Source organism: Streptococcus infantis, from assembly GCF_047460825.1.
Lineage (GTDB): Bacteria > Bacillota > Bacilli > Lactobacillales > Streptococcaceae > Streptococcus > Streptococcus infantis_V.
Genome location: NZ_JASHFO010000042.1, coordinates 1 through 11,834 on the forward strand (window position 1 = coordinate 1; position 11,834 = coordinate 11,834).

An 11,834-nucleotide genomic window follows, 5' to 3' on the forward strand; every position below is an offset into this window, starting at 1 on the left:
AAAATAAGCCGCCTGATTGGGCGACTTTATTTTATAGGGAGATTGTTATGAAAAATTTTTAGGAGTTAAAGTTAAGTTTCTCTTAACTTATGCTTATAGTATAAGCTAGATTCCTAAAAGTTTTCTTAAAATTTTCTCCTCAAACTTAAATTTCTTTAAATCTTCACTATTAAAATCAAACGTTCTAGCAATACAGATAAAGATTAGTTAAAAGTTAAAACCATAAAGAGAAGCAACAACACAAATAGGGATAAGCTAACGAGTAAGGTTAAGACTTTAACAAGCGTATTGCTTTGCCAATAGCTGGGCTTTCCGATATTACTAGTCGCATCCATAGAAAAGATTTGAGTTTGCCTTGGTTGAATGGCCACAAGAATGATTAAGGAAAGAGCTAACATAATGGTTACAATTATCAATAATTCAGTCATTTAACTACCTCAAAAGTCTTATCAAAGTAAATAGTAAACCAATCAAAATGATAAATCCTATTAAGAAAGAAAAGGTCTTACTAATTTTTTCACCACGTGTAGACTTTTCTTTTTTGATGGGTTGTTGTTTCATCTCTTCCATGCGACCTTCAACATCCTGATAAAATAGATCTTTTTTAGCCATGGCTTTCTCCTAAAATGGTTTCCATCCGCTCCTGATACAGGATTGGATTCACATAATTGGCATGATTCCCTTGGTCTACCAGAGCTCGTCCCATCTCTTTGACATGAGAAAGGGCTAACTCAATGGTTTGAATCATATCGTCAACTGCTTCCTTAGCGAAAATATGATTAGGAGCTGTATAGCGGCGATTATGGGCTGTTTCTTCAAAGGCTAGGATCAGTTGGTTGTGTTCAAAGGCCTGACGAACAGCCTGAAGCAGTTCATTACCATAGTTGATATCCAAGTAGATATCGGATAGTTGATAGAGATTCTGAATCTTTTGAGGACTGGCATTTTGATAGAGTACAACATTAGGGTAGCGAAGCATATCCAACAACTTGGATGACATCTCTGTCACTGCTGCGATACGGAAAGTAACCTTTGGCAAACTTTCCACTAGCTTTTCGACCTGCTCTAATTGGTCCGAATTGGTCACTATCAAGGCATCAGGACGAACAAAATTATCGCGCTTAAAGTGATAATGATAACCTAGATGACTAAACTTATGATGGAATTTTTCATCTGTCAACTGTAGAGCGCGTTCATAGGTCGCATAATCTGAAATGATAATGGTCTTAACTCGAAGATGGTCATTCTCCAAGATTAGTTGCATATTTCCTGGAATATGATCCTGCAATGATTCTTGCCAAACCAGGATATCCTGACCTGATTTGTCTGGAAAATGGAAGGAAGTCAAAAACGATGTAGATAAGCTATTAAAGAGAATGTGGTCAAGATTCACTTCCAAACCTTGCAAGAAGTCTATAATAAAGGCCACTCGACCAGAAAAATGGCGCAATCCTTGACCTTCCAAGGTCAAAAGAATATCACCTGTGACATGGTTTTCCAAAATAACTTCTTTTTGATCTACGTTCCGATAAGAAGTCATAATAGCTTGACCAGAAGCATCAAAGGTAGTCTTAGCAAAACAAGCTCCAAAACGATTGTAGTGATCCACTTGAAAGATGCGGCCTGCTGGTGTTTTCCATTCGACTTTTTTCACCAAACGAGCCTGTAAGCCATCTGCAAAATGAATCACTGCTCGTTCTTGATTAAGGTCATTGATAGTCCCAAACTGATTATTACCAGCAATCTCCCAAAAATCTGGGACGGGAACTTGGTTAAAGTACGAGGGTTTACCACTGTCATAACCCAAATAATAGGTGAAGGGTGAGACAACTCCATCTGGTAAAAATCCATCTGGTTCAATAACCACAGTCAAATCAGACAGTCCTGCCGCAGTCAGACTATAATGCAAATCTTGGCTTTCTTGATTGTATACATCAAATAACTGAATCATCCACTACCTCCTTGATTGTATTTTCCCATTTGTCCAGAATCTCTTGAGTCAAGAATTTCTCAGCTATCTGGTAGGACTTTTCTCTCATGCCCTCCAAACGATTTTCCAAATACAGTTGGCAAATCTTTTCTGCATAAGCTTTCTTGATTTCATCTTCGACATGGTCAGATGAGCTTGGAATCAAATATCCATTTTCGCCATCTTCGATGAAGGTTTGATTTCCATAAGGAACATCAAAACCAATCAATGGCAAGCCCGAACCAATTGCTTCCATGAGTGTCAACCCAAAGCCTTCACTTGTAGAAGCAGTTAGATAAACTTCATATTGAGAGTAAATATGAGACAAATCCGCATGGCCCTTAAGATGGATATAATCCTCCGCTTGATTTGTCGTAATGATTTGTCGCAATAAGGATTCTTCGCCACCACTACCGTAGATATCAAAGGTTAATTCTGGCAATTCCTTATGAGCTTCAATCACAGCCTTGACAAGCCAATCAATGTGTTTTTCCTTAGCTAGACGCGAGGCTGTAATAAGAGAAAATGGCTTACGACTCTCTTGTGGTTTTGTTAATTCATCAATGCTTCCAACTGGAATGGTCACAATCTTAGGAGCATGTGTCGTATAGTGAGCAAACTGTTGCTCTAAGACTTCCTTTTGACGATTCGTTGAAACGATGAAGAGATCGACCTTATCTGCATTTGTAAATTGGTAGTCATAATAGTTGTTCCACAAGATATAGTCAGCATTGGTCGCATTTTCACTATAATGCTCCGCATGAACGACCACCGCTAGATGCGCCGCCTGCGCTTCTTCAAAGACCACCTGACCAATCCCTGTCTCACGATCCAAAATCACTAGATCTGATTTACTTAACTCAAGTGTCTGCATGAAATAACGAATTAAGGCAGGCTTCCCGTATAAGATTCGATCCTTGAAACGGTAGACTTCCTCAGTCCCTTGATTCATGAACATCTCATAAGCTGGAGTCCCATCTTCATTGTAGAAGGTTCTTTGATAGAGTGTCGCTACATTGTCTTTAGGAGCAAAATACTCTGTACAGTAGCGTGTGTAAGAGAAGTAATCTTTGCGAACTAAATTACCAGCATATACATACTCTACATGTTGGACGAAATCTTTTTCCTCATCTACCAAATAACAAGTGATAAACTTGTCTTCATCTGAGAAGAAGATTCGTTCAATTTTCCCATTTCTTTCACGACGGCTTTCTACGCCTTCAAAATAAGCCAACACATCATCTACCGTCACACTGGTCGGCGCAATCTTGATATCTGTAAAATAATTATACAGCCAAATAACTTCTTCATTCTTAAAACCAATGTTAGCTGTCAAATGTTGGATATTATCTGCTAAAATCATATCTGTAAAGATAAACTTCGACGGTAAATCCAGGCTGCGAAAAATACCAGCACGATAAGCTTGGGAATATTCAATACCACTGCTGGCCCAGCCAATTCCTAAATTTATATTGTAAATTGTCATATATTCTCCTTCTTATGGAAAATGGGTTACGATTTCCCCCTTAGGTCCCATCTGTACCAATCCCATCAAGACATTCCGTACCATATCTGAACGAATCTGCTCTTTCATGGTTTCAAATCCCATATAGGCTTCTCGGTAGTATTCTACGATAGGATTCGTTTGACTGGCTGTTTGTCCCCCAATTGCCATCATCAATTGTTGCAGATAGTCCACCTGTTCGACCCAGTTATCATCAATGGCTTTAAGCATGGAAATCCTCAAAAATTGATCGTATAAATCATGAGGTTCTAACAAGGCCTTCTTATCATTTAACTCATTGTTAATGATCTGAATTAAGAAATTTCTCAACTCTTGTTCATCTTCAATGACTAGATCAAGAGGTAATTCTCGGATATTAAAACTGATATTCGTGATAATATAGTGAAATAATTCTTCTCTGGTTTTTAGATTGTCAGATAAAATAGTTTCAATATACTCATCAATCATCTCAGATAATACATCTCGAAGATCCCTATCTCCATTTATTAAACGATTTCTTTCCTTATAGATGAGATCGCGCTGGATATTCATACTTTCAGCGTATTCAAGTGTTCTCTGTCTGTTTGTACGACTAGCACTATCACTTGCATTTTGAGCTTTATCAACCAATCGGTGATATTTTATTCCCTCAAGGACTTGTGGTTGAGTAATATCAGCAACACTGTACTCTTGGTACATTCTATGAACCCAAGATGGACCGAACTTCTTGATGACATCATCTTCTAGTGATACAAAAAACTTCGATAGTCCTGGATCGCCTTGTCTACCTGAGCGTCCTCTGATTTGCAGATCAATTCGCTGACTTTCCATTCGTTCTGTACCGATAACTACTAGGCCACCTAGTTCAGCAACTCCAGGTCCCAATTTAATATCTGTTCCTCGACCTGCCATGGAGGTCGCAACTGTCACAGCTCCCATCTGACCGGATTCTGAGACAATTTGAGCCTCACGTGCAGCATTATTAGCATTCAAGACGTTATGGGCGATTCCTTCCCGCAACAGTAGGGACGAATAGAGATGCGACATCTCAACAGATCCGACAAAAACTAGCAGTGGGTTCCCTTTGAGATGGTATTCCTTGATACATTCAAGTGAAGCATAAACCTTTTCTGGTAGTGTTACATAAAGATTGTCTGGATAGTCTTTTCTGAGTAAGGGACGGTTGGTCGGAATTCGGATAACAGACATATTATAGGTTTCCAAAAATTCCTTCTCTGCAACTTTCCCAGTCCCAGTCATTCCTGATATCTTATTAAACATTTTGAAAAGACTTTGATAGGTGATAGAAGCCATTGCCCGTGTTTCAGGAGAGAGCTTTACATGCTCTTTGGCTTCGATAGCCTGATGGAGACCACCTTGTAGCTTAGTCATTTCCATCAAACGACCAGTTCCTTTATCCAGAAGGACCATCTCATCATCCCGGATGATATACTCCTTATCTCTCGTAAACAACTTATGCGCTCTCAGAGAATAGACTATATGTCGTACGTAAGTAGCGTATTCTTCTTTATACAAGTTATCAATCCCTAGGAATCTTTCGGCAGTTTTAGCCCCCTTTGTAGTCAACCATATCTCTTCTTTTTCTTCTTTAAAGATATAGTCTTCATTTTCAACCAAAGTTGTCACTAAAGTATCAATGATACCATAGTAGTTGGACTGAACACGAGGAGACCCCGCAATGATGAGCGGTGTTTGTGCACTATCCAGTAAAATATCGTCAATTTCATCAATAATCACATAGTTAAATGGGCGTAAAAACTTATCTTTACTACTGGAAGCTAGATTATCAGTTAGATAATCAAAACCTAATGCACTATTAGTAGTATAAATAACATCAGATGCGTAAATAAGTTTTTTTTCTTTTGATTTATACTCATTTAGAGGATTACCTGTAAATGGAATTCCTACTGTCAAGCCAAGAAAACGATAAACTTGACCCATTTCTTCCGCATCACGCTTTGCAAGATATTCATTGGTCGTAATAACCATTGTTCCCTTTCCTGTAAGGGAATTAAGATAAACAGGTAGGGTGGCTGTTAGAGTCTTTCCTTCACCAGTATTCATCTCGGCAACATTCCCCTGATGAATAACAATGCCTCCCATAACCTGAACATCATAGGGAAACATCCCTAGGATCCGCTTATCAGCTTCACGTACAACTGCAAAAGCTTCAACAAGTAAGTCGTCTAGGGTTTCCCCTTTTGCTAAACGCTTACGAAACTCTACCGTTTTTGCTGCCAAGGCTTCATCGCTAAGAGCTGCCATTTTGTCTTTGAGACCATTGATCTTTTTTAAAGTAGCTCTTACTTTCCTGAGTTTTCTATTTTGATACAAATTATTAAACACGATCATACTCCTTAATTGAGAAAGAATAAAAATCGAGTGATTCAAATCCAGCAGTAACGAGAGAAACTTTATAGGTATAAGCATCCTCAGGATAAACGAAAGAAAAAGATAGGGTTTCCTCAACTTTTTCTTCTAGCACTTCTTCGTAACGGTCCAAAAAAACTAGCTTGATGTAAATGCTATTTTCAGGATAGCAAGTCATATTCATAGTGAATTGATAGCGATGATTTCCTTTTAAGAGAGGTAAACTGGGTTGGCTCCTGCTACCTTGATAATTCGAGCTTGAAAACCATGATTTGAGAACTTCACCTGGCGCTAGTAGTGGATTTGAAAGACTGATATGCCCATCTTTCCAAAACTGAAGGCGAGTTCCATACATATATGTTGCTCCCATATCTCCCCAAAGTATATCTTCTCTTTGATTTATAATCATGTCTCACCTCTTCCAAATTCTGCTTGTAATATCATGTTATAAAAATGGATAAACCAGGTAACGTTGGTTCCTGTATCATCATTATGTCGACCTACGGTTCCTTTTGATAAAATCTTTGCTTCGGTTTGACAGAGTGTAGTAACTAGCTGTTCATAAGCATGACTGTCCATATCTTCATCCTTCATGTAAGAAAAACCAAAAGTTGTTTGAGAAAAATCTGCTTGTTTGAAGGCAGACCAAAAACGGTTATCTAACTCATCCATATGGGCTGGACTATTTCCTCCAGCTTGATGATGAAGCACGTCAAATCCCGTGGGAAAGACACCTGGTGCTTCCAATCTGCCCCGTCTTGCGATTGTTCCTAAATTTGCTAAGGGTTTACCTACAACGATTCCTTTAGGCTCAAAGAATGAACCATAGTAAAGAGCGGGAAAGGTTCCCATTGATAAACCTGATAAAATCAAATCTTTTTTATCAAAGCCCAAATATTGCTGATAGTGTCGAATGGTTTGCTTAATCTTTTCTTCTAATTCCTCACTACCTAGGTAAAAAGCTCCTCCCTCTAATCGAGGATCAGAGAACAAGATGAAAGGGCACTTGAAATTTTGCATCATTCTGTATCCTTCAAATCCCTCAGCAGGTCGAAATCCTGAAAAGTAGACAGCCAATGGTGGTTTAAAATCTCCAGGATGGAAGAAATAGTTAATCTCATCACGCTTGTTATCATGTAAGATATTACCACCGAGAACAAATTTCCCAAAATACTTCCGACTCCAACGTTGGTGTAGACTTCCTAATTTTAGGGTTCCCAAACCACGAGCCTCGATAGACATACATAGGTAGGAATTGTAATCCTGATCCATAATGAGGGCCGTTTTCAGGTCTTCTTCTGTAAAGATTAGGTCTTCAACTACTTCCGAAACTGAGCCTTCAGGCATTTTTCGAATACGAAACTGAAATTCTACACCTTCACTTTTTTCATACTCTAGCCACAACTCAATTGGAAGTTTTGTTGAAGAGACAAAGTTGTATTTCCAATTAGCTACTGGAGAAAATTCTGAACCAAAATCCCCCTCCAAGAGTAGATACTCAAACCCTTGATAAGAAATAGCCCCTTTAAAACTGGGATGAACCTCTATTGTAGCTGGTTTCATCTTATCTCCGTACCCACCACCAAATAAGGAAGTGGATAAATCTTTTAACAATTTCTGTGGATTTGAAAAGTCAACTGCTTGGGCACAGCGTTTTTTGATTAAATCCAAAATCAGGGGGTTGTTTGTTTGAAACTCTTTGTTATAGAAAATCGTATAGGGCTCGATTATTTTAATGATTGGGAGTAGGTCAATCAAGTAACGGCCATCTTCGATGAGGATGGCATTGAACTTGCGAATCTCATCCATTTTTACCGTTTCTTTAAGAGCCTTGGGAGAATTAGGGTAAAAATAATACCATTCCATTCTTTTAGGGATCTCATAAAAATGCTTCCAATTTCCCGTCCCTATCTGTAGGATTTTAAGATCCTTTGACATTTGTACTCTCCTCTATCCATTGATCTAGTTTTTCTACAAACCTTTGACCTGTATGTTCCTTGATTTTATCAATTGAGTAGATTAGAGACTGATTCCATTCTTTTAGGGTATCTAGATAGTAATGGGCTGCTTTCTTAAATTCTGTGATAGTAGATAGAAGGTAGCCATTTTTCAAATGGTCAACATAAGCAGTCTCTACTTGATTCACCTGAGGAATTCCTGCACTAATCCCCGCTATTTGAGTATATAGGTGGGGTTGAGGATTTAAATCAACAATCAATCGAACATATTCTAAGGTCTTCATCATTTCCAATTCATCATTGATATTTAATAGACTATAGCGGAGTTGCTGTTGGGCATTTTCCTTCAAAGGATTTTCAGCCCCTTCATAGTCGACTTCTTTCTCAAAAATCTCTGCCGAGAATTTTTCATCTATGATTTCTTGGATTGCCTCTGCTACTCTCTGCATCTGGTCGTTATTGGCAGCAAAAGCACCAAAAATTACCTCAGTGTCTTTGGTCTCTGCAAGGAAGGATAAGATTTGGAAAAGACCTTCTTTGTCCAATTCTTCTTCAAAATTAAGTTGATAATAAATAATGGATTCCTTCTTTGTCTGACTTTCCCCCAATCTTAAACGAGTATCAAAGGGCGATAAATGTTTGAAAAGATGTAGTTTATCTGGATACAAATTCTGTAGAAGTTCAAGGCTATCCTCCCTATCAACTAAAACCAAATCAACTTTAGATATAGGTTCAAGTAGATCTTTCATAGTCTCCTTTGGATTACGACCGATGAAAAGACTCAAGATTTTTGGGTTTACTTCAGGCAAACAGTCTAAAACAAAATCATTATGACGAGAGTCAGATGGGACAATAAACCAATCACTACCTTCTTTGATCTTCTCGATTCGTTTTTCAAAAAATTCAGCCACCAACTGCCCCATATCACTATAATAGAGAGAGTTGAAACGATAGCCAAAAATAGGATTAATCTCTACCCTACCATCCTCTTGTAAATACTCTCTGAACTGCCAAATTCCCTCAGTATTTAGATAGTCTTGGTAAGATGGATGATTGTTCTGATAATAAATAACACTTGAAACCAAGCCACGGTCATCCATAATATAGTGTTTGGTCATGTGACCTTGAGCATCAAAATACTGAATATCACTAATAAAACCTTCCACACCATGCTCAATTTGGGCATAGCGTTTCCCATCTTTGTGGATAACAATAGCGAAAGGACTGTACATAAATTCACAGTCCTTATCCCACTCAATATCTCTGATATTCAGTACTTGTGGAGAAATATCCGTAATATCTTGCATTTCATCAAAAATAGAATATACTTCAGCCTCTAATACACTATGACGATGTAAGAAATAGCGAAGATGTGGTTGATAGGCTAAAACCAAAAGGCTTGACGGCAGTTCTTGTCTATCTAACAGACGAATCTGATTGAAGGTATCGTCAAACTCCAACTTAAAAGAAGACCGATACCAAGGGATGATATCTGCATGCCACTGACGATGACTACCATACCAAGCTGGAATAAAATAATACATAACTCTCTCCTAAATCAGTGGTTTATAAGTTTCGTTCAATTTCAGTGCTTTGATTTCATCTTTAATGTTAAAGATCATACCACTTAGAATCATAAACAAACCTGGAATCATACTCACTCTCAACAATTGTTCATCGACTAAAACAAACAACATTGGTAGACCAGCAAATAACACATTAAAGATACCACCTACAATAGCAAACCTAAAGACTAGATTATTGATAAAATTACTGGTGGCCTCACCTGGATAAACGCCATAAATGTATTCGCCTGAGTTTTTCATCCGTTCTGCCACTCGTTCCCCACTAATATTGACAAAAGCAAAGGCAATACTAAATATAAACAAGGTCGCTATATAGGTATAAATCCACAAGGGTTTCCCCGTTGCATATTGGGAACTTATGTGTTGATAAACTGAGTTACCTGGATCAACTAATTGTAGCAAAAGAAATAGGTAAGTTGGTAAGCTAATTAAACTCATCACATACATGAAGGGCATCCCACCTGCAGGATTCAGCATTATTTCAAAATAAGAATAACGCTTAAAGCGAGATTGAAGACCAATTTTATTCACCGGAATCCGATAACGAGCACGATAAAAAATTGCGATAAGATAGGCAAAAACAATTCCCATTATCCCTAGTAGTGTAATAATCCACATAGAAATCCCGAGCTTTTGTATTGATTCCATGATATCTTGAGGAAGATAGAGAACCATACTAGTCATTAAGATCGCAAGATAGCCACCAATCCCCATAGTAGAGTTAATATCTGACAGCCAGATCAAAAAGAAAGTCCCTGCGATTAGTAAAAGTGTGTTGAGTATGAGCACCAAGAATGAATTATAGTTGTCCTTAATCGGTAGATTTACCGCTAAGGCTAGCGATTGAATCAAGGCAATTATCAAGGTGAGAGACATCTTTCTTCTATCCTGAATCTCAGCCGAACCAGAGGCAAGATTCAAACGCTTAGATAAGGAGAACATTTGCCATAAAATCATCGACGACATCCAGGGGGATAGACCGACTGACAAGATTGACAAGCTCCGTAAATTCCCACCTGTAATTGCGGTTGAAAAAGCTAAATAAGCCGTCGAACCCCCAAGAAAATCTCTGCTATTCAAATCGATAAAAGGAAGAGTTAATCGACTCCCCAGAACATAAATAAAAATTAAGAAAAGAGTTACAAACCCTTTTTTTATAACTATGGATGAAAAATGATTTTTCATAACAATTCCTTCCATTCTATACATAAACATCAGAAAAATCAAAAATATATGTTTCTTTAGTTTACTTTATAAATACATAAAAACCATGATACAAAACGACTCGTTTTTTGTATAAAATGTTATTTCCCTACATAATTTCAATGTCATTATTATAACAAAAAAAGCAGAAAAAATCTGCTTATAAGATAATAAAGGTAAATATCGTTGGTTTTTTATCAAAGAATTTCTTGTTGTTTTAAGATGACTTTTAGAGTCTGATTGATTGTTTCCACACTTTTATTTGAAATCAATCGGATAATTTGAGATCCACTACTTCAATCAGTCAAGATAAACAAACAATCATTTTTCACCCTTGTTAATAGCACTGAATCAATCTCATAACCCTCATTTTCTAATCACAATTGATAGGAGGCTGGACTGGGCAATACAGAACTACATTCTTTGGATAAATTCTTTGTTTAACTTCAGGGAAAGTTTACGATTCTCTAATTAATAATATGATCTAGTTTTAAAGACTCTATTTTATGTTCCAATTTTTGTTTTTCTTCCAAATATCCATGATTTGACAATTCTGTCAACATACGCCTCAAAACATAGTCATACATTTTATAAGTTTTCCCCATATCAATCCCATCTAAATGTCTAGTCTTCTCAATCCGTTCTTCTAGTGCTTCAATATAATCCAGATGAGACAAATTAAAACTACTTGATAGGCCTGAATAATTGATACGATAGGAATAGATAACATGATTACAAATAGATATTGTAGAAGCCTTCATGTATAATTTCCAAGTTGTAAACTGATCTTCTGCATATTTTCCAAAAGGAAAACGAATCTCCTCAAATAAACTACGCTTGTACAGTTTTCCCCAAGCAGTTGAATACATAATAAATTGGAAGTCCGTAAGTTCGTCCATTTGATTCATAGCAAAGCTTTTATCCACAAAAGTAACAGGTAAACTCGGTAAATCTTCTTTTGAATATAAGAGAAAAGTTGGTTCATCAAATCTACAATAAGCTCCCACAACTAGATCTGAGTCTCCTAATAGTGCTGTTGCATATAATTTTTCTATAGCATTATCCATTAAAAAATCATCCGAGTCCACAAAAGTAATATACTCCCCTTCTGAACGATCTAAGCCATAATTTCTCGCATCTGAAAGACCTCCATTCTCCTTTTCAAAATAGCGACATCGGTTATCATATCCCACAAATTCTTGACAAATTATTCCTGAAGAATC

At 37.3% G+C, this 11,834-nt stretch carries 10 protein-coding genes and 1 pseudogene; all 11 read right to left on the bottom strand.

The annotated features are described in order from the left end of the window. Positions 1 to 203: 203 nt before the first annotated feature. On the bottom strand, positions 204 to 428 hold the full coding sequence (gene asp5, locus QM911_RS09255; protein WP_414313815.1) for an accessory Sec system protein Asp5: 225 nt from the start codon (positions 426 to 428) through the stop codon (positions 204 to 206). A gap of 4 nt (positions 429 to 432) precedes the next feature. After that, positions 433 to 612: an accessory Sec system protein Asp4 gene (gene asp4 / locus QM911_RS09260; RefSeq protein WP_414313816.1), complete on the bottom strand. Its 180-nt coding sequence runs from the start codon at positions 610 to 612 to the stop codon at positions 433 to 435. After that, positions 605 to 1,951: an accessory Sec system glycosylation chaperone GtfB gene (gene gtfB / locus QM911_RS09265; RefSeq protein WP_414313817.1), complete on the bottom strand. Its 1,347-nt coding sequence runs from the start codon at positions 1,949 to 1,951 to the stop codon at positions 605 to 607. Before gtfB ends, asp4 begins: the two co-directional genes overlap by 8 nt. Then, positions 1,935 to 3,455, bottom strand: coding sequence for an accessory Sec system glycosyltransferase GtfA (gene gtfA, locus QM911_RS09270; protein ID WP_414313818.1), 1,521 nt, complete (start codon positions 3,453 to 3,455; stop codon positions 1,935 to 1,937). Before gtfA ends, gtfB begins: the two co-directional genes overlap by 17 nt. Before the next feature lie 12 nt (positions 3,456 to 3,467). Beyond that, positions 3,468 to 5,846, bottom strand: a complete 2,379-nt coding sequence (gene secA2 / locus QM911_RS09275) for an accessory Sec system translocase SecA2 (RefSeq protein ID WP_414313819.1) — start codon at positions 5,844 to 5,846, stop codon at positions 3,468 to 3,470. Further along, complete coding sequence (gene asp3, locus QM911_RS09280) at positions 5,833 to 6,273, bottom strand: accessory Sec system protein Asp3 (RefSeq protein WP_414313820.1); 441 nt, start codon at positions 6,271 to 6,273, stop codon at positions 5,833 to 5,835. Before asp3 ends, secA2 begins: the two co-directional genes overlap by 14 nt. Beyond that, on the bottom strand, positions 6,270 to 7,802 hold the full coding sequence (asp2, locus tag QM911_RS09285) for an accessory Sec system protein Asp2 (protein ID WP_414313821.1): 1,533 nt from the start codon (positions 7,800 to 7,802) through the stop codon (positions 6,270 to 6,272). The genes asp3 and asp2 overlap by 4 nt, the downstream gene beginning before the upstream one ends. Further along, complete coding sequence (gene asp1, locus QM911_RS09290; protein ID WP_414313822.1) at positions 7,786 to 9,366, bottom strand: accessory Sec system protein Asp1; 1,581 nt, start codon at positions 9,364 to 9,366, stop codon at positions 7,786 to 7,788. Before asp1 ends, asp2 begins: the two co-directional genes overlap by 17 nt. A gap of 9 nt (positions 9,367 to 9,375) precedes the next feature. After that, positions 9,376 to 10,593: an accessory Sec system protein translocase subunit SecY2 gene (secY2, locus tag QM911_RS09295; protein WP_414313823.1), complete on the bottom strand. Its 1,218-nt coding sequence runs from the start codon at positions 10,591 to 10,593 to the stop codon at positions 9,376 to 9,378. 218 nt (positions 10,594 to 10,811) lie between these two features. Next, positions 10,812 to 10,988, bottom strand: a pseudogene (locus tag QM911_RS09300) (IS30 family transposase); the annotation flags it as partial. A 90-nt stretch (positions 10,989 to 11,078) separates the two neighbouring features. Beyond that, a partial coding sequence (locus tag QM911_RS09305) for a glycosyltransferase family 2 protein (RefSeq protein WP_414313824.1) occupies positions 11,079 to 11,834 on the bottom strand: 756 nt, incomplete at its 5' end.

What these genes read in the sequence shown, in the direction of transcription:
- asp2 (WP_414313821.1), bottom strand. Translation starts at nt 7,802, where the DNA reads ATGTCAAAGGATCTTAAAATCCTACAGATAGGGACGGGAAATTGGAAG.
- secY2 (WP_414313823.1), bottom strand. Translation starts at nt 10,593, where the DNA reads ATGAAAAATCATTTTTCATCCATAGTTATAAAAAAAGGGTTTGTAACT.
- asp4 (WP_414313816.1), bottom strand. Translation starts at nt 612, where the DNA reads ATGGCTAAAAAAGATCTATTTTATCAGGATGTTGAAGGTCGCATGGAA.
- gtfB (WP_414313817.1), bottom strand. Translation starts at nt 1,951, where the DNA reads ATGATTCAGTTATTTGATGTATACAATCAAGAAAGCCAAGATTTGCAT.
- secA2 (WP_414313819.1), bottom strand. Translation starts at nt 5,846, where the DNA reads ATGATCGTGTTTAATAATTTGTATCAAAATAGAAAACTCAGGAAAGTA.
- asp1 (WP_414313822.1), bottom strand. Translation starts at nt 9,366, where the DNA reads ATGTATTATTTTATTCCAGCTTGGTATGGTAGTCATCGTCAGTGGCAT.
- asp5 (WP_414313815.1), bottom strand. Translation starts at nt 428, where the DNA reads ATGACTGAATTATTGATAATTGTAACCATTATGTTAGCTCTTTCCTTA.
- gtfA (WP_414313818.1), bottom strand. Translation starts at nt 3,455, where the DNA reads ATGACAATTTACAATATAAATTTAGGAATTGGCTGGGCCAGCAGTGGT.
- asp3 (WP_414313820.1), bottom strand. Translation starts at nt 6,273, where the DNA reads ATGATTATAAATCAAAGAGAAGATATACTTTGGGGAGATATGGGAGCA.